Here is an 18,337-nt window from a genome sequence, read left to right on the forward strand (position 1 = left end):
GCGCGCCCGTGTCCGAGGCCCCGGTCATCACCGCCGTCATTCCCGTCCGCCTGTCGGCGGACCGGCTCTACGACGAGCCGGAGCGCATCGCGCGGATCGTCGCGACGCTGCCCGGGGGCTACGTCCCGCTCATCGTCGACTACGGCACGGCGGCGGAAAGAGCAGGGGAGCTGCGCGCGCTCGCCGATGCGACGGGCACGCGGCTGGTGCGCGTGGAAACGGGCGACGAGCCCTTCAGCGTCGGCCATGCCCGCGACATCGGCACCCAGCACGCCGAAACCCCGCTGATCCTCTATCACGACATCGATTTCCTCATGTCGCCGCGCAGCTACGAACGCGTGCTGGAGGAGACGCGGCTGCGCGGCATGCCAGGCAACGCCTATACGTTCTTCGCCCTGCCCGGCGCCTATATGACGGAGGACTTCACCCGGCGCTACCTGGCGCTTTTCGCGCAAGGGGAGGCGGCCTTCGCCGATACGCTGCTGCATGACGGCGTGATGCGCGACGACAGGACCGTCTACCAGAACCACACCTATGCGATCTCGGCGATCGTCGCCAGCCGCTACCATCTCCTGGCGATCGGCGGGCACGACAAGAGCTTCGTCGGCCATGGCGCGGAGGATTTCGAGCTGCTGCACCGGCTCGCCAGCTACGGGCCGAAAGGGCCGCGGACGGGAAACTACTATCTCAACACCCGCCGCAACGCGATCCTGCGCTACGAGGGGTTCCGGGCCTATTTCGCGCTCTACGGCATCGACGTGTTCCAGCGCGGCCTGCAGATGGCCCATCTCTGGCATCCGCAGCGCGAGGATGCGAGCTATGTCACGCCGATGGTGGAGAACCAGGAGCGCGTCTCCGGCATCATGGAGGCCTATGACGCCGGTACGTCCTGGCTCCTGCCCATGGAAGACCCGCATTCCGGCGAGAAGACGCTGGTCCTCGCCGACGCGCACGCGCCGGCGCTGCGGGCGCTGCGGCACGCCTTTCCCGCCTTCGGGCGTTACCGCATCCGGCCGGAGGGCGATTTCGCCGATAGCGATGCGCTGGTCCGCGCCCTGGACGAGGAGGGGTTCACGCGGGCCCTTTTCCTTGATCCCCACGGCGACGACCACCGCTGTTCCCTGTACGAGGGCCTCAAGGCGGCGGGCCGGCGCCTTGTCGTCGCGGGCCGGGGCGGGCTGCCGGACAGCTGGTTCTTCGATCCGGAAGGGTTTCTTGCCGGCAGTCCCTCCGACCAGTCGGCGCGTTGGGACAGGCCGCTCGACGCCGCCGCGCGGCGGCGGATGCTGGACTGGCTGGCGGACAACGGGCCGGCGCGGGGGGAGGACGGTGCGCCGGCGGGCGCCGCTCTGGCCGACCGGCTCGGCCTTGGCGGGCGGCGGATGGTGCTCGTGGACCTGCAAGGCCCGCAGGACGGCGCGGCCCGCGCCCTTGCCGGTCCCTGCGAAGGTGCCGGCGCCTTCGGGGACTGGATCGCCCATCTGGCGCAGGCGCTTGATCCGCAGGCCTTTGTCGTGGTGGCGAAACGCCCGCCCGGCGCTGCCGGGCCCGAGATTGCTAATGTCGTCTTCGTGGACGACGCGCCGGTGGCGGACCTGATCGAGCTCGCCGCATCCGTCGTCGTCCTCAATTCCGACCTGGGCCTCGTGGCGCTCGCGAAGGGCAAGCCCGTGATCTGCTGCGGCAAGGCCTTCTATGCCCAGCCGGGCCTGGCGCGCGCGGTGTCCGGAAGGCAGGAGCTGGTCGCGGCCGTCGGGGAGGCCAGCGTGCCGGATGCGGAAAAACGCCTGCGCTTCCTGCGTTTCCTGATCGAGGAGTTCTATTCGTTCGGCATCTCCGACCGGGTCGCCAGAGGGGAGGGCGGGGCGGAGAATGCCGAAGCGCCTGCACCTGGGACACGCATCCTTTTTTCCGTCCTTCGCGGGTTGACCGCGGCCCCGATCGTCCTGGGCACGGTTCCCAGGAACGTCTCCCTCAAGGCGCCGCTCTACTTCTCCTTCGGCGGCCGCGAGGCGGTCCAGGAGGAGACGAGCGCCATCGGCACGCTCATCCGCATGGCAGGCGCGGCCTGCGAGCGGGAGGATTACGACGAGGCCTTCCGCCTGTTTACGACCGCGAACCGGCGGCAGCCGGCCAACGGGAAGCTCTCCCGCGCCATGGCCGAGATGGGCAGGGCGGCGCATGCGGCCGGCCGGCGCGAAGAGGCCGTGCGGCTTTTCGAGACCGCGCGCGGATGGGTTCCCGACGACAGGGCGGCGGCGCGGACGGTCATCGATCTGGCAAAGGGCCTGCGCGCGGACGGACAGTACGAAGAGGCCGACCGCCTCTTCGAAATCGCCCATGGCTGGCTTCCCGAGGACCGGAACCTCCACAAGCTCCTCCTGGAAACCGGCGTCCAGCGGCACGGCGGCCCATTCGTCGACATGATGATCATGCCGGCCGCGAAACTCGGCGAACAGGCGCGAAAGGCCTTCGCCGCGGGAGATTACCGGCAGGCCACGCAGCTTTTCGAGGCCCTGCGCACGCGTGAGCCCGACGAGGTCGAGCACCTGCGATGCCTGGCGGAGTGCTATCTCAAGCGCGGTGCCAGATCCTTGGCGCTGGAATGCCTGGAGGAGGCCTTGAAGCGTCTGCCGGGCAACAGGCGGCTGATGCGGAGAAGACGGTACGCAAAGTTGCCGCAGTGGCTGCATCCGCTCTTTCCCGGAAAGCCTTTCCTGCCCTGAAGCGCGGCGCGGTCCTTGTCTTACGCATGTCGTTGTCGCAAAACCGCGCGGCATGCTCTGGAGAGGGCCGGTCCGCCGGCCTTTCCCGGGCTATTGTTTTTGACGCATTGTCCGGCGCGAAGCGATGTCGCCTCGGCCGGGAATGCTCCAGGGATCGAGACGGGCCTGCACCGCATGGCACATGTTTCTTCACGGGCCGAGGATAGCGAATGAGCTGCGCCACCACCTCCTCCAGCATTGCGGGCGGGTCCGTCGGCGCTTCGGACATCACCATGGTGTTCTGCGTGCGCCTTCATGACGGCAATCCCTGGATCGCCGACCGGCTGGGCGGGATGGCCGGCCACTATCGGCCCTGCCCGCCGATCGTCGTCGTGGATTTCGGGTCCGAGCCGCCCCATCGGGACACCCTTGCGGCGCTCTGCGCGCATTCCGGCTACCGCTACCATTTCGTCGACGACCAAGGTGTGTTCTCGCTGTCGCTGGCGCGCAACATCGGCGCCTCGCTGTGCGAGACGGATTTCATCTATTTCTGCGACCCGGACTTCATCAGCGAACGCGACCTCTTCCAGCGGCTGGCGGAGACGGCGAGCGCGCTCGACATGCGTAATGTCGTCGACATCATGCTCAACCCGCCGGCCTTCCATCTGGGAGCGGCCGAGACGCGGCAGCTCGAAAGCCTCGATGGCGCCGAGCGGCAATCCCTTTTCCTGCGCAAGCTTGCCTTCACATTGAACTATGCCGAAGTGAGCGGCGCGGACGAACGTTACGTCGCTCCCTATTCGAACGTCTTCCTCATCAGCCGGAAAATGTTCTCCCTCGTCGGGGGCTACGATTCTTCCTTTCGCGGGCATGGGTCCGAGGATTTCGAGTTCCTGCTGCGCTTCTGCCTCCATGCCGGCTTCCTGCCCTTGCCGGAGGAGCCCGGGAGCGACCTCTTCGGCCCGCTGCGGTCCGACTTCTACCAGGCGAGGTCCTATGTCGGCTTCCGCCGCCTCTTCGAGCTTCTGTCCCAACCGGCGGAGGGACTGGGGTTCAAGGTCTTCCATCGGCACCATCCCCGCGCGAAGGAACAGGTGTGGTATGCGTCCGGTGACGGGAAACGGGAGAACTTCCTCGCCGCGACCCGGAACTATCTTGACGACCGCACCGGGCTGCTGGCGATCGACCATCTCGAGCGGGAGAAGACGATCGCCTGCCTGTGCCGGAACAGGGACACTTTGGGCTATTTCCTGCCGCTCCGTCTCCTGGGCTATCGGCTCGTGCCCGTCCTCTCCGACAAGGCGGAAACGGTCGGGGATATCCTGTCCGGCCTCGAACAGGGCCGGATCGACGATATCGCCATCTTCAACCCCTATATGAAGAGCCATGCCGCCTTCCGCCCGATCTTCGACAGGGCGAAGGCGCTTGGCCGGAACACGATCGTCATCGAGCGGGGTGCCTTGCCGGGCACGATCTATTACGACGTGGACGTCTGCTACAACAGCGAGGGCTTTTCCGAAGCCGCCTTCCTGGCGGAGAGGTTCTCGGCGGCGGAGCTGGACGCCGCCCGGTCCTATGTCGAGGACCTGCGCGGGGGCGGCGAAACCCTCGAACAGATGGGGGCCTACGAGGAGACGGCCGCGAAATACCGCCATCTGCGGGACGATCGCCGCATCAAGTGCTTCGTGCCGCTCCAGCTGGAAGACGACATGGCCGTCACCCTGTTTCTCAGGGGCGAGCAATCCTACCCGCAATTCCTGTCGTCCCTGCCGTCCCTGGTGGCGGATAATGCCGACGTCCTCTTCATCATAAAGCCGCATCCCCTGTCGAAAACGGACCTTCCGCTTTCAAGCCCGAATGTCGTTACGGCGGAAAGGGGCGACAATATCCACGCGCTTATCGACAGTGTCGATGCTACGCTCTGCTACAATTCCGGTGTTGGCCTTCTCTCCCTGCTGCACGAGACGGTCACGATCACCCTGGGCAACGCCTTCTACAATCTTGCCGGCGCGGGCCACCGCGCGCCCTCCGCGGCCGCTGGGATCGCGGCACTGAAGAAAGGGGAGCTCCAGCGGCCCGCCCGCGACCTCGTCCTGCGCATCGCCGCCTGGTTCATCTGCCGGAAATATTCCCGCTTCCGCGCCACGGACCACATCGTCGAGTTCCAGACCCGCAAGAGCCATGGCTACAAGGACATCTGCGTGACGGAGCTGCGCTGGAAGGATGCGGCGGAGCGCCTCGGCCGGCTGAACGAGACGCTCCGCTTTTCCTGGCTGAGCTATGCCGGCGCCCGGATGGCGCCGACCCGCTTCATGGGGGAGCCGGACCCCGCCAGCGCCGAGGCGCTCAGCATGTCCGGTTTTGCCGCCTACCGGGAAGGCCGCTATGCCCAGGCGGCCGAACAGCTTGTCCAGGCCTTCGCGCTGAAGGAGAGCCAGCCGAACCTGCTCAGGCACGCGGCCGAAGCCTATCTTCTGGCCGGCGACCGGAAGGCGGCGATTGCGGCACAGAAGGCGGCGCTTGTGCGCCTGCCGGCCAACAAGCGCGTGCGGCTACGCCTCTGGATCATGCGCGCGCCGTTCCTCGGGGCCATCTTCGGACAGCAGCGGTTCAAGCGTCCGCAGTAGGGGGGTCTATTCCCAGGAGAAGACGTCCGCCCTTGCGAGCGGGACGGCGGCGCGGTCCTTGTCGGACAGCTGCACGTCGCCGGCGGCGACCGGCCAGTCGATGGCGATCTCGGGATCGTCGTAGCGGATCGACCGGTCATACGCAGGGGAATAGTAGTCAGTCACCTTGTAGACGACTTCCGTGTTCTCGGTGAGCGTGACGAAGCCGTGGGCAAAACCCTTGGGGACCAGGAGCTGGTTCCATTTTTCCGCTGAGAGCTCGACGCCGACCCATCGGGCGAAGGTCGGTGAGCCGCGGCGGATATCGACCGCCACGTCGAAGATCGCGCCGCGCACCACCCGGACGAGCTTGTCCTGCGCCCGCGGCGGAAGCTGGTAATGCAGCCCGCGCAGCACACCGCGCCGCGCCGACAGGGAATGATTGTCCTGCACGAAGGCAAGGTCGATGCCGGATTCCGCGAGGCGCGCGGCATTGTAGGTTTCGGAGAAGAAGCCGCGTGCATCGCCGAAGCGGGCGGGCACGATCTCGAGCACGCCGTCAAGCGCGGTGGGACGGATCTCGCTCATGCCGTTGCAAGCTCCCGGGCGCGCCGGCGCAGGTAGTTGGCGTATTCGCTGCGTCCCATCTCCTCGGCGCGCTGCAGCATCCTGTCGACCGGCAGCCAGCCCATCTCCACGCCAATCTCCTCCGGGCAGGCGATCTTGATGCCCTGCCGATGCTCGATGGTCCTGACAAAGGCGGAGGCCTCGTGCAGGCTGTCGAGCGTGCCCGTGTCGAGCCAGGCATAGCCGCGGCCGAGCTGCTTCACATGCAGCTTGCCGCGCTCCAAATAGGTGCTATTGACGGCGGTGATCTCCAGTTCGCCGCGCGCTGAGGGCTTGACGGAGGCGGCAATGTCGAGAACGTCATTGTCGTAGAAGTACAGTCCGGTCACAGCCCAACTCGATCTCGGATCAGTGGGCTTTTCCTCAATCGAAAGCGCTTTGCCGGCGGCATTGAACTCTACTACGCCATAACGCTGTGGGTCGTTGACGTAATAGGCGAAAACGGAGGCCCCGCTTTCGCGCGTCGCCGCCTGCCGGCAGAGGTTCGAGAGCCCCTCGCCGAAGAAGATGTTGTCGCCGAGAACCATGGCGACCGAGGACGAGCCGATGAATTCCCGGCCGATGATGAAGGCCTCGGCAAGCCCGTTCGGCTGGGGCTGCACGGCATAGGAAAGCGTGATGCCGAAAGCCTCGCCGTCGCCGAGCAGTTCACGGAACAGCGGAAGGTCGCGCGGCGTGGAGATGATCAGGATCTCGCGGATTCCTGCCAACATGAGCACGCTAAGCGGATAGTAGATCATCGGTTTATCGTAGACGGGCAGGATCTGTTTCGACACTGCGATTGTGAGAGGGTAGAGGCGTGTGCCACTCCCCCCAGCTAGGATGATGCCTTTAGTCGTCATGTGCTTCGGCCGACCTCCAACGCATTTTCTTGTGAAAGGTATTTCTCATGGTAGGTTGAGATTTTGCAACAGTACGCCAGTGTTTTCTGTCAATAACGAATAATTTTTAGGACTTCTACCCTTCGGGGGTATATCAGGGAAAATGGCAGAATAATATGGGAAAGCTTACATGCGTGTACTCGTCACCGGCGGAGCAGGCTTCATTGGTTCGGCTGTTGTCCGATATCTTGCCTTGGAGAAAGGCTATGAGGTCCTAAACATCGACAAGCTTACTTATGCCGGGACAGAGACGTCGTTGCAAGCCATTCGTAATGAGCGCAATTATCAATTTCTGCGTGCTGATATCTGCGATGGAGAAATCTTGGCGAGAACTCTTGCAGAGTTTCAGCCTGACCGGATCATGCATCTGGCGGCTGAAAGCCATGTCGACCGCTCGATAAATGGTGCCCAAGATTTCGTCAATACCAATATCGTCGGCACATTCACGCTCCTGGAATGCGCCAGGGCCTATTGGAGCGACCTGGAGGCAGAGCGAAAGCAGATATTCCGCCTCCTACATGTTTCAACGGACGAGGTTTATGGATCGCTCGGGGAAGAGGGGCTATTCACTGAACTGACGGCTTACGATCCGAGTTCTCCCTATTCGGCCACCAAGGCCGCATCCGATCATCTTGTGAAGGCATGGGAGCGCACCTATGGCCTTCCTGTGATTGTCTCCAATTGCTCTAATAACTATGGCCCTTACCATTTTCCAGAAAAACTGATCCCGCTGATGATTCTCAACGCGATGGAGGGCAAGCCGTTGCCCGTCTATGGGAACGGCGCGCAAGTGCGGGACTGGCTTTATGTCGAGGACCATGCCCGCGCCCTCGACATTATCGCGGAGCGCGGCCGGGTCGGAGAGACCTACAATATTGGCGGCCGCAACGAACGGCGCAATATCGACGTGGTGACGCGAATTTGTAGCCTGTTAGACCAGTTTCGCCCGCGCGCGCGGCCCTATAGTGAGCTCATCACCCATGTGACCGACCGGCCGGGCCATGACGCCCGCTATGCGATCGATGCGCGGAAACTCGAAATGGAGCTGGGTTGGCGCGCCGAGGAGACGTTCGATACCGGCATCGAAAAGACCGTGCGCTGGTATCTCGACAATGAATGGTGGTGGGGGCCCCTGCGCGAGCGTTATGCCGGCGCGCGGCTTGGCTTGGCCGGTAGCCAGCCGCAAACCGGCTTGTGAGGCGAAATGGACGGCAAGCGCAAGCGCATGGTGGTAACGGGCCGAGAGGGGCAAGTTGTCCGCTCGCTCTTGGAGCGCGGGGCCTCGAACGATCTCTTCGATATCGTGGCATTGGGACGGCCCGAGCTTGACCTTAACGATTTGGGCGGGATCGATGTCGCCCTCGGGCAGGCACGGCCGGACGTCATCGTCTCCGCCGCCGCCTATACTGCGGTAGACCAGGCGGAAACCGAGGAGGTAAAGGCTCATGCCGTCAATGCGGTCGCGCCCGGCCGGATCGCCGCCGTCGCGGCCCGGCTGGGCGTGCCGGTCATCCACCTTTCCACGGACTACGTCTTCGATGGCGAAAAGCCGGAACCCTATCTCGAAACGGATCCTGTCGGGCCGACGAGCGCCTACGGCCGCACGAAGCTGGCCGGTGAACGGGCCGTGGCACAGGCGACGGACAATCACGTCATCCTGCGCACAGCCTGGGTCTACAGTCCCTTTGGCCGGAATTTCCTGAAGACCATGCTGCTGCTGGCGGAAAGCCGCGCACTGATTAATGTGGTAGACGATCAGATCGGCAATCCGACGTCTGCGCTTGATATTGCCGATGGTATCCTGGCGATTGCAGGTAACCTTGTTGAGAGCGATAATATTTATCTACGCGGAATCTTCCATATGGTGGGCGCTGGGTCCGCAAGCTGGGCGGATTTCGCACGCGAGATTTTTGCTGTTTCCGCAAGCTATGGTGGTCCTACGGCCGAGATTGAAGGGATACCATCCTCGGCCTATCCTACGCCGGCACGCCGGCCTGCTAACTCGCGCCTTGCATGCAGCAAGCTCCTTGTGGCGCATGGTGTCCAACTTAATAACTGGAAACACTTAGCTGCGGAAGTTGTTGCACGGCTTCTTAACGAGGATGTGCATTGAGCTATAAGGGCCCAAATGGGAATTGAACCGCGCTGGGTGATCTGAACCCTTCAAACTGGGCCAGTTTTGGCTAGAGTTTTCCGGTGCATTTTCCTGGCTGGGAAAGGAACGGAAGACGATGAAAGCATCGCAGTTTTCGGACGCTCAGAAGGCGTTCATTCTGAAGCAGGGTGATGAAGGTGTCTCGGTTGCAGAGATCTCCGGAAAGCGGGGATCAGTCAGGCGACCTATTTCAACTGGAAGAAAAAATACGCTGGCATGCTGCCGCCGGAGATGAAGAAGCTGAAGCTCGAGGACGAGAATGCGCGGCTGAAGAAGATCGTCCGCGCTCGTCACCGCCCATCCCCGGATGAACCCATGCGCCCGGTCGATGCCGTCATGGTTCTTGTAGCCGAACAGCGGAATGGCGATGTCATGCTGCCGGGTTGCGGCTGACGTCGGCGTTTGCGTCGGTTGCTTCGCCTTCACCGTCCAACGGGCGTCTCGATCCTTCTGGGCAAGTTTGGCGGGCTTGTCCTTTCAATCCGCGGGGATCCCGTCCGCCTTGATCGCCTCTTTCTCGTCCTGGCTGTTGTGCTGCCTGGGAGCCTGGATGATCGTTGCATCGACGATCTGACCACCTTTGGCCAGATAACTCGATCGCGAGAGATGCTTGTCGAAACGGGCAAACAGATTATCGCTGGCACCAGCCCACACTAGGCTTTCGCGGAACAGCCAGATCGTCTTGGCATCCGGCACCTTCGCAGACAGGGAAAGACCCAGGAACCTCATGAACGACAGCCGATCCTGGATGACGAACTCGGCCTGGTCGTCGGACAGATTGTACAATGCCTGCAGCACCAGGATCTTAAACATCAGCACCACCGGAAACGGCGGACGTCCGCCCTTCGATCCGTCGGATCGCTTCAGTGCCTTGGCCAACGGCTTCTCAAACACAGCCCAGGGAATGATGCTGTTGAGCTTCTCCAGAGGGTCGCCAACAGCACTCAGCCGCTCGTAGTGCTCGTCCAAATCCCAAAAGCCTGGCTGCCCACGCATCATCCGGTCCCTGCAAATCACGTAGGGCGGATTGGATCATGAAAACCGGCTAAGGGGGAGGTAATTCGAGGCCTCCAGTTGATCACCGACCTGCCGGTCCAGTCGACTGCCGACGCGATCCAAAAGCTGCATTGGTATGCAATGCGCTGGAAAATCGAAGTTTTCCATAAGATTCTGAAATCCGGCTAAAAGGCCGAGGAAGCCCGACTGCGGACGGCCGAGAGACTCGTCAGGCTAATTGCAGTCTTCTGCATTCTGGCTTGGCGGGTCTTCTGGATGACCATGATCAACCGCACCATGCCTGACGCCAAACCGGAGCTGGCGATCACAGCCTTCGAGATGAGGCTGCTCGATCGCCTCATCACCGACAAACCCGGCCCTTCGGCGAGTTGAAACCGTTGTCATCCTACCTGAACAAGATCGCGAGATTAGGCGGTTACCTCGCCCGGACAAAGGACCCGCCACCAGGCAATATCGTCATGTGGCGAGGCCTCTCCCGTCTTACTGACATCACCCTCGGTGCAGCCATCGGAGCTGAACTTGTGGGTAATTGAAAGCGTCACCGGATGGATACACAAAGGCCCGGTCCTTAACCGGGAGTGTGTCAGGGGATGCCGTCAGAAGGCGTGTTGTTTGTCGAGATGACGGCATGCGCCATGATGATCTCGTTGGATTGGCCGGCAGAGGCCGCGCCTCGAGACCGTCGCGCAGCCTTATCTTCACCCATTTCCGGAAAGCTACCTCTTGGTGGTGTCAATGCCGCGTGAATTTTCCTCAGAAGCGCCGAAGTAAAATTCCCCAGTTATGCCGACGTGGTTGGCAGGGCGAAGTGGCCATTTTTGGGTGGCCGTCCGCGCGGTTTTGGTGGCGCGAAGGCGGGCGGTGTGATGAGGGCCTTGGAGCGGACATGTTCCGGCATGAGCTCGGCGTGCTGACGCAGGCGGTAGCTTGACCCCTCGATCTGCACGACGACGGCGTGATGCAGTAGCCTGTCCAAGAGTGCGGTGGCGACGACGGGATCGCCGAAGACATCGCCCCATTCGGCAAAGCCGCGGTTTGAGGTCAGAATCATGGCCCCACGTTCGTAGCGAGCGTTGACGAGCTGGAAGAACAGATTGCCGCCGCCGGTAACGACGGGCAGGTAGCCGATTTCGTCGACGATCAGTAGGCTCGGCCTGCAGAAGAAGCGGATCCGTTCCTGCAACCGGCCCTCCCGCTCGGCGCGCGCAAGCGAGGTGATGAGGTCGGCCAGGGTGCAGAAGTAGACGCTCTTTCCGGCCTTGACGGCTTCGACGCCGAGAGCCGTGGCGAGGTGGCTCTTGCCGGTCCCTGGCGGTCCGAGGAAATGAACGGCCTCGTTGCGCTCGATGAAGCCGAGCTGGGCGAGCGTGAAGATGCGATCCTTGTCGAGTGACGGCTGGAAGGTGAAGTCGAAGCCGGCCAGGGTCTTGATTGTCGCGAGCCTGCCCATCCGGAGCGCCGTCTTGATGCGGCTGTTCTCGCGCAGGGTGAGTTCCTCCGACAGCAGGATGTCGATGGCCTCCAATGCCGATAGCTCTCCGTGTTCAAGGCGGCGCACGACATGATCAAGCGCCTCGAGCGCGCGCGGCATCTTCAACCCGACGAGATCGTGACGGATGCGATCGATCATCGATGACATGGTGTCGAGCTTGGTGCTCATGGACGGTTCTCCCGCGCCATGGCCTTGCCGACAGCATCGTAGAAGGCGAGCGAGCGCTGCATGACCTTGTCGCCGGCGCCTTGAAGGGTGACGGCGCTGTCGCCCTTCGACCAGGAGCGCTGGATGGTCGCCATGCCTTTCCGGTGATCGGGATGCACACGCCGCTGCTTGCGGCCCTCCAGCACGGGATGGACCGCGATCAGGGTTCCGTTCTCGAAGATGCGCAGCTCGTTGGCAAGCGAATGGACTTCGACCAGCCTGCTGCGGGTCGCATCCGGGACGCTGTAGGCATTGCCGCCGACGCTGACCATGCCTTCGCGCGAGATGCGGCGCTCCAGCTTCAAAACCGCTCGGAACGGAGCCAAGGGCAGCGGGCGCAGATGCGGCCGTTCTTCGGCAAAGGCCTTACTGACCACGCGCAGCGTCGTGGCATGGACTCTCGGATTGGCGATGGTGTCGAGCCAATGGCGGAGTTGGGCGTTCAGGTCGTCGAGATTGCGGAAGGTACGCGCCAGGAAGAAGTCCTCCCGGATATAGCGGAACGGCCGCTCGACCTTGCCCTTGGTCTTGGCGCGATAAGGTCGGCATGCCTTGGGGTGAAAGCCGTAATGGCGGGCCAGATCGACGAGCGCGCGATTATAGACGATGCCCTCCGTCTGGCCTTCGCCGACGACCGCCGTCTTCATCCGGTCATAGAGTATCTCTCTCGGCACGCCGCCAATGGCTTCAAAGGCGGCAACATGGCAACGCAGCACCGTCGGCAGGTTCTGGTGCATGACGAACCGCGCCCAGATAAGACGGCTATGTCCGAGCACCATGGAAAACAGCCAAACGATCCTTGGCGTCATCGGCTCGTCAGTGAAGACGACATGGAACTGGGCGAAGTCGACCTGTGCTTGCTCACCGGGCGGCGTCTCGAAGCGGACCTCGAAGCCCTGGACGGCTGGCGGCCGCACATCGCGCAGGAAATCCGTCACGGCCGTATAGCCGCCGGTGTAGCCACGCTCCTTGATCTCTCGAAACAGCCGGCTGCCCGTAAGACCAGGATAGGCCTTCACGCGCTCGCGAAGATACGTGGCGAACGGATCGACCACCGTGGCTCTCGGCTTCCTGGGACCGTAGGTCGGAGCCTCCAGCCCTCGTTCGATATACTTGCGCACCGTCTTGCGATCGATGCCAGTCTGCCTGGCGATCGCCGACACCGACAAACCTTGTCGATGCAAATCCAGGATCATGATTGTCTCCCTCAGCTTGATCACCAATATTCCCCTCCCGACCATCGGGAGGAGTATTGGCGATGCCGCGCCGCCGGTCTTCCGGGGCGCGCCCCGGAAGACCGGCGGCGCGCTCAAACTGGGGAAGATTCAAACGGCACTTCTGGGGAGTATTGATCCGGTGATGACAGGTGGTCCAAGTTTTCTTCCGAATCCCCTCAACACTCTACGAGTTCAATATGGACAATATTGATGCGTCCACAGTTGTTTAGGGGATCGAACCTAAGGCTCTCACCATTCTCTGAAGCAGGAATTTCAAACGTTATCTGATTTTTGCCGGGAAAAACTGGAACGGTGATGGCCGTTGAATAATCACCTCCCGCCGATGGGCTGCGCTGAATAAACAACTGAGAAATGCTCTTGACGTTGGTTTCCATGGTAATATGTAGGCGATAGGTTCGTCCGACTTCTATTAATGGGTCCGTATAGATTATCTGGGGGTCTACTCCTGTTACCTCATACTGGCTCTCCGATCCTGATATCGGTAGTAGATCACTGTTGGTTTTGCTCGGCCCCAACCGGTTGAAGCTTGCAGCGTTCATTTCTGTGGACCACGCTTGGTAGGTGGCAGGATAGGCGCGATACGATAATTGTGCCCGTAGTGCATCGGAGAAATCGGCGGATGGGATATAATTTGGGCGCCCATAGCAGCGCATTATTACACTATCGGCGGTATGATCGGGTTGGACTTGCGCAAGATAGCGCTCTGCGTTTGCGGTAACGACATCATCCGGTGCAAAAAGGTCAAGAAGATCCGGTTGAAAGAGGCTGCTTCGGACATAAAGTATGTCGCGGTAGAATGTGGAGAGTGATGCCAAGCTATTAAATAGGAAACTATCACCGATCGCGAGTAGTCTTTTGGTACTTGCGGATGCGAGATTGAAACTTATTGCAACATTATCCGAGTTTCCAGGTAGGAATGGTCTGTTGTTGAGCAACTTAAATCGACGCCCGCGTGGGTTGAATAAAATTTCTGGCCTCCGCTCAGGAGATCCGATCATTACCGAAAGGTCACCAAGCCGCATATCCCGGTGGCTATTCATGAAGTCCATTGGGTCGTGGTCACGTCCTAAAAGGCCCAAGATTTGATGTGAGACGATAATATAGAGGTGGCTCGGTTTGTCTGAACAGCTTCGGGCGTTTCGCTAAGTGGATTTCCGCCTCGATTATGCCGCCACCATCATTGGTGTCAGCGCGTTGAAGTAGGCCTGATCCGGCGTCCGCCGGTCAAGGGATGAATGTGGGCGTCTGGTGTTGTAGAAGTTCAGATATCGGGCGATGCCAGCGCGTGCCTCGGACACAGTCTTGTAGGCATGGAGGTAGACTTCCTCGTATTTGATCGAACGCCAGAGCCGCTCGACGAAGACATTGTCTCGCCACGCACCCTTGCCATCCATCGAGATGGCAATCTGTGACCTCTTCAGCACGGCGGTGAAGTCGATGGAGGTGAACTGCGATCCCTGGTCGGTATTGAAGATTTCCGGCCTGCCATGACGGGCAAGTGCCTCCTCCACCGCCTCGATGCAGAAGGCTGCTTCCATCGTGATCGACAACCGCCATGACAAGACCTTCCGGCTGAACCAGTCCACGACGGCGCACAGATAGACAAATCCCCGCGCCATGGGGATGTAGGTCAGGTCCATTGCCCACACCTGATTGGGCCGGGTGACTGCCAGCTTTCGTAGGAGGTAGGGATAAATTTTGTGCCCTGGCGCTGGTTTCGAGGTGTTCGGGCGGCGGTAGATCGCCTCGATGCCCATCTTCTTCATCAGCGTGGCGACGTGTCGCCGCCCGGTCTCCAGACCTTCTCCTCTCAAGAGCCCTTGCAACATCCGACTTCCGGCAAAGGGGTAGTCGAGATGCAATTCGTCAATCCGGCGCATAAGGGCCAGATCGCCGTCAGACACCGGACGAGGCAGATAGTAGACGCTGCCACGGCTGAAGCCGAGAAGCTTCGCCTGGCGCACGACGGATAGCTTGTGCTCGCGGTCGATCATTTCTTTCCGCCCAGCAATCCCGCCTTGCCGAGCGCACCGGATAAAAAATCGTTCTCCAGTGTCAGTTCGCCGATTTTCGCGTGCAGCGTTTTGACATCGATGGTCGGACCCGACGGCTCCGCTTTCGTTTCATCGCCGAACACACCTGTCGCCCCCTCAAGGAGCTGGTCTTTCCATTGCTTGATCTGGTTGGCGTGCACATCGAACTGCTGGGACAACTCCACCAGCGTCTGCTCACCTCGGATGGCGGCAAGTGCCACCTTCGCCTTGAAAGCCGGGCTATGGTTCCGGCGCGGTCGTCTCGTCATGGTCTCTCCTGTTCCCGGCATCTAAGCCGAAGTCAGGCAGAAACTCCACTTATCCCCGCTGTGCAGATTTCCCGAGCCAGCTCTTATCGCCAAAGTTGGTCATGTGGGTGTCGTGCTCGCTGAAAACAGGCGACCGCAGTCGAGCAGCAATAAGATTTTCTTTCGGGTAGAGTACGCTAGCCTGTGTGGCAGAATCCAATCGCGGCTTGAAGTGATAATCGAAGAGGCTTCGTACGCCGTTCTGAAGATTACTAGGTAATAGATCCGTCATTACTATAGGTTTCGACGGATATACCACGTGTAGATATGGGAGGTTTCTTGCGGCACAAATTGCTCGTCGGGAGGCGATATTGTCAGCAAAGTTCTGAGTTGTCGCCTGATCCGGTGTGCAGATTCCTCGCAGATAATCAAACTGACGATGTCCACCACCCCAAAGGAAGAGCCACCCATTCTCTCCAACCAGCACGTTGTCTTTCACGGTTCCTGATAACTGCATACTATTCATCCAAGAAAGAGAGTGACTTGCAATGAGAACTTCCTCCTGAATGGAATAGAGCTCAACCCATCATGAAGCGCTTCAGGCTTGGCTCTCTAAGATAAAGCTCCCCATACGTTGATCATATACCCGACCGCAGGATCAGGATTGCCTAATATCGGGCAGATTATCCTGCCTTCACCGCCCTTCTTCTCGTAGTCAGCGTACCGTTTGGTTCTCGCCCTTCTCTGGCGCCATACAGAATATAGTGCTGTGATGGGTCTACGCCCGCTTCAGCGACATCCCTGTATTCGCTGAGGTACCATTCTGCATCAAATAAGCCTGATCGTCTGAGTAAGCTCATCTGATGCTTCAGGCGTCTTCCAGCCGGCAATACTTTCCATATCGCTGGTAGCTCGATCATTTTAAGAATGGCTCGGCCCAACTCCAGACCTGCACTGGTGCCAAAGTCCGACACGGTTTCCCAAGATTGCCGTCCCAGCGCGTCACGAGGCCCTCCTTCCAACTGGCCCGCTTCTCGCTCAAGCGCCGCTTCCGCGTCTTTCAGCAAACGTGTGAGGTTAGCGATCTCATCAAAACGTAGTTTGAGACGCGTCTCCCCATCATTCTTTTCCTTGAGCAACTCTTCGGCGTGCTTTGCTTGTTCAGCGGCATGGGCCTTCTCAAGTGCTACACGGGCCTCTGCCGCCTCACGCAGTTGTCTTAGTCGTGCTTCGCTCTCGCTTTTTGCTGTACGCAATTCGTCTGCATTTTTTTCGTACTCGATTGCTTGAAAATTCAGCCTCTCTTCTGCCTCGCGCAAGCGTTTGGCATGAAGCTTTTCGGTGATGGCCGCAGTGGCTTGGTGCTGCTTGACATCCGCTATCAGCAGTGCCACATGATCCTTGAAGCCAACAAGGACTTTATCGCGCTCGGTTAACGCTTGACTGACACGCTCCAATTCACTACGCAAGTTTGCAAGTTCCATTGCATTCTGCTCGGTCTCGTGCTCGCGCTGCAATAGCGCGCTCCGCGTCTTTGTCAGCTCATCGCGCAGCTCCTCCTCCCGCTTTCCAGCGGCCTTAATCTCTTCCTCCCGGATGCAAATTTCCGCTCGGAGAGTCTCCAGTTCTCGCTCGACTCTCGCCACGCTTTGTCGCTGAACGATTAGTTGGTCCTCAAGAAGGAGCAGATGCCGTTCACGCTCCGCTGCTAGTGCTTCCACCTCACTCCTGCGCCATTCAGTATCGGCACGCTGCTTTTCTGTCGCCTGTAGGACTTCATCAGTATGGTCGAGCTTTGCCTGTAGCTCGTGTACGCGCCGTTCGCTCTCTTGGATCAGCAGGCGCGATTGCGACGCCTCCGTCTCAAGAACTCGCAACGCAGCTTCCTGCTGCTCCTGCAATTCGTTTGACCTTGCGGCGCGGGCATCCGCATCAATGCGTGCAGACGTAGCGACCTGAACTTCCGTGATGCGCTGTTCAAGGTCCGCGGTGAGCGCCGTAACCTTCCGCTCTGCCTCCCGTGCGGTTTCTTGGTGTTTCACCATATCAGTTTCGAGCTGCTTGATACGAGAATCTAGTTCACCGCGCGCAGATGTCACCACCTGAAGTTCATCGGTGCGCTTCTGTATGTCGGCGGCAAACGCCACCACCTTCTGCTCTGCTTGTTTGGCCGACTCTTGGTGTTTAGCAATCTCGGCCTGAAGCTGGCGGCGAACTTCCGCCAGATTTTGATCGCCTGCCCGTGCTTTGTAAGTGTCGAGGCATCCACGACCTAGACTGGAGAATAGCGTCTGAAGATCGCGCCTGTCGTGATCCCTCCGTTCCGCGTCGAACAAGTGATGCATCTTCTCTGCCAGCTCTGTACCGACGCCAACGACGCCGAGACCATGGCCGTGGCTGAACTCGAAAGTGGGATAAGTTTGTTTCAATTCTGCAAATAGGCGGAAGACACCAAAATCTCGCTCCCGCACATTAGTGTCGTGAAAGACGACCACGCCGCGGGGTGACATCTTGGGAAGCCAGTTCTCAAAATCATGCTTGACGGCGTCATAGGTGTGAAGGCCATCAATGTGGAGCAGATCAATAGAGCCATCTAGGAAATATCCCAATGCATCATCGAATTTGCTCTTTTTCAGTGTTGAGAAATGGCTATAGGCTCGATCGTTGTGCGTCGCGACTGCCTGAAGTACCTCTGGGCCGTAAAGGCCGGAATGTTCATCGCCCGTCCACATGTCCACCGCGAAGGCTTGGGCACCGAGGTTGAGCTTTTCCATCGCTTGGCAGAAAGCGAAGTATGAAACGCCGTAATGGGTCCCTAACTCGACGAAAATTGAAGGCCGGATAGCCTCAATCAGCCAGAAGGCAAACGGCACATGCTCGGTCCATGCCGAAATCGCCAGATAAGAGGGGCGCGTGTAGGCAAGGCTGCCCAGCGGTACAATCTGGTCGTGCGCGCGCGTTTCCTTCAAGGGCAGCGCTACTCTCGTCGTTTTCTTGACCACGCACCACACTCCTTCTCGTAGCTGTCTAACACACCCGCCGGCATCAACACGTACCGGCCAGGTAAAATCAAGGGCAAAACTACAGGATCAGCCGCATGAGGCACAAAGCTTGGGTGAGCAGTTCAA

The 18,337-nt window shown here is 60.3% G+C and carries 12 protein-coding genes and 1 pseudogene; 5 read left to right on the forward strand and 8 right to left on the reverse strand.

What is annotated here, in order from left to right; translation table 11 throughout:
• Positions 1-8 precede the first annotated feature (8 nt).
• Positions 9-2,726 carry a tetratricopeptide repeat protein gene (locus tag AABQ55_RS35080; RefSeq protein WP_272809444.1) on the forward strand — a complete coding sequence of 906 codons (2,718 nt, stop codon included), beginning with the start codon at positions 9-11 and terminating at the stop codon, positions 2,724-2,726.
• 209 nt (positions 2,727-2,935) lie between these two features.
• On the forward strand, positions 2,936-5,332 hold the full coding sequence (locus AABQ55_RS35085) for a capsular polysaccharide export protein, LipB/KpsS family (RefSeq protein ID WP_272809443.1): 2,397 nt from the start codon (positions 2,936-2,938) through the stop codon (positions 5,330-5,332).
• 6 nt (positions 5,333-5,338) lie between these two features.
• On the opposite strand, the gene rfbC is transcribed toward AABQ55_RS35085, so the two are convergent.
• Both rfbC and rfbA read right to left on the reverse strand, forming a co-directional pair.
• On the reverse strand, positions 5,339-5,899 hold the full coding sequence (gene rfbC, locus AABQ55_RS35090; RefSeq protein ID WP_272809442.1) for a dTDP-4-dehydrorhamnose 3,5-epimerase: 561 nt from the start codon (positions 5,897-5,899) through the stop codon (positions 5,339-5,341).
• The gene (rfbA, locus tag AABQ55_RS35095; protein WP_272809441.1) at positions 5,896-6,780 is read right to left on the reverse strand and encodes a glucose-1-phosphate thymidylyltransferase RfbA; all 885 of its coding nucleotides are present in this window, start codon (positions 6,778-6,780) and stop codon (positions 5,896-5,898) included. Before rfbA ends, rfbC begins: the two co-directional genes overlap by 4 nt.
• Positions 6,781-6,949: 169 nt before the next feature.
• Here rfbA and rfbB point away from each other — a divergent pair, with 169 nt between their 5' ends.
• The 3 genes and pseudogenes from rfbB to AABQ55_RS35110 all read left to right on the forward strand — a co-directional run.
• On the forward strand, positions 6,950-8,017 hold the full coding sequence (gene rfbB, locus AABQ55_RS35100) for a dTDP-glucose 4,6-dehydratase (protein WP_272809440.1): 1,068 nt from the start codon (positions 6,950-6,952) through the stop codon (positions 8,015-8,017).
• 6 nt (positions 8,018-8,023) lie between these two features.
• Entirely contained in the window at positions 8,024-8,932 is a 909-nt protein-coding gene (gene rfbD / locus AABQ55_RS35105) for a dTDP-4-dehydrorhamnose reductase (protein ID WP_272809439.1), read from the forward strand.
• A 118-nt stretch (positions 8,933-9,050) separates the two neighbouring features.
• Positions 9,051-9,256, forward strand: a pseudogene (locus AABQ55_RS35110) (transposase); the annotation flags it as partial.
• Between the two features lie 195 nt (positions 9,257-9,451).
• Here the strand turns inward: AABQ55_RS35110 and AABQ55_RS35115 are convergent.
• The 6 genes from AABQ55_RS35115 to AABQ55_RS35140 form a co-directional block, all read right to left on the reverse strand.
• Positions 9,452-9,973 carry a transposase gene (locus tag AABQ55_RS35115; RefSeq protein WP_297318954.1) on the reverse strand — a complete coding sequence of 174 codons (522 nt, stop codon included), beginning with the start codon at positions 9,971-9,973 and terminating at the stop codon, positions 9,452-9,454.
• A 799-nt stretch (positions 9,974-10,772) separates the two neighbouring features.
• On the reverse strand, positions 10,773-11,651 hold the full coding sequence (istB, locus tag AABQ55_RS35120; protein ID WP_272809437.1) for an IS21-like element helper ATPase IstB: 879 nt from the start codon (positions 11,649-11,651) through the stop codon (positions 10,773-10,775).
• Entirely contained in the window at positions 11,648-12,910 is a 1,263-nt protein-coding gene (gene istA / locus AABQ55_RS35125) for an IS21 family transposase (protein WP_272809451.1), read from the reverse strand. Before istA ends, istB begins: the two co-directional genes overlap by 4 nt.
• Before the next feature lie 173 nt (positions 12,911-13,083).
• Positions 13,084-13,977, reverse strand: a complete 894-nt coding sequence (locus AABQ55_RS35130) for a hypothetical protein (RefSeq protein ID WP_272809436.1) — start codon at positions 13,975-13,977, stop codon at positions 13,084-13,086.
• 114 nt (positions 13,978-14,091) lie between these two features.
• Positions 14,092-15,230, reverse strand: a protein-coding gene (locus AABQ55_RS35135) for an IS3 family transposase (protein WP_168168997.1) whose coding sequence is annotated in 2 segments (ribosomal slippage) — positions 14,092-14,972 and positions 14,972-15,230 — 1,140 coding nt in all. Because the reading frame shifts where the segments join, the coding sequence is not laid out codon by codon here.
• A 662-nt stretch (positions 15,231-15,892) separates the two neighbouring features.
• Positions 15,893-18,211: a class I SAM-dependent methyltransferase gene (locus AABQ55_RS35140; protein ID WP_272809435.1), complete on the reverse strand. Its 2,319-nt coding sequence runs from the start codon at positions 18,209-18,211 to the stop codon at positions 15,893-15,895.
• Positions 18,212-18,337: the final 126 nt, after the last annotated feature.

Origin of the sequence: Shinella sp. WSD5-1 (genome assembly GCF_963942435.1) — a bacterium.
GTDB classification, from domain to species: domain Bacteria; phylum Pseudomonadota; class Alphaproteobacteria; order Rhizobiales; family Rhizobiaceae; genus Shinella; species Shinella yambaruensis.

What these genes read in the sequence shown, in the direction of transcription:
- rfbA (WP_272809441.1), bottom strand. Translation starts at nt 6,780, where the DNA reads ATGACGACTAAAGGCATCATCCTAGCTGGGGGGAGTGGCACACGCCTC.
- rfbD (WP_272809439.1), top strand. Translation starts at nt 8,024, where the DNA reads ATGGACGGCAAGCGCAAGCGCATGGTGGTAACGGGCCGAGAGGGGCAA.
- rfbB (WP_272809440.1), top strand. Translation starts at nt 6,950, where the DNA reads ATGCGTGTACTCGTCACCGGCGGAGCAGGCTTCATTGGTTCGGCTGTT.
- rfbC (WP_272809442.1), bottom strand. Translation starts at nt 5,899, where the DNA reads ATGAGCGAGATCCGTCCCACCGCGCTTGACGGCGTGCTCGAGATCGTG.
- AABQ55_RS35085 (WP_272809443.1), top strand. Translation starts at nt 2,936, where the DNA reads ATGAGCTGCGCCACCACCTCCTCCAGCATTGCGGGCGGGTCCGTCGGC.
- AABQ55_RS35115 (WP_297318954.1), bottom strand. Translation starts at nt 9,973, where the DNA reads ATGATGCGTGGGCAGCCAGGCTTTTGGGATTTGGACGAGCACTACGAG.
- AABQ55_RS35130 (WP_272809436.1), bottom strand. Translation starts at nt 13,977, where the DNA reads ATGGACTTCATGAATAGCCACCGGGATATGCGGCTTGGTGACCTTTCG.
- istB (WP_272809437.1), bottom strand. Translation starts at nt 11,651, where the DNA reads ATGAGCACCAAGCTCGACACCATGTCATCGATGATCGATCGCATCCGT.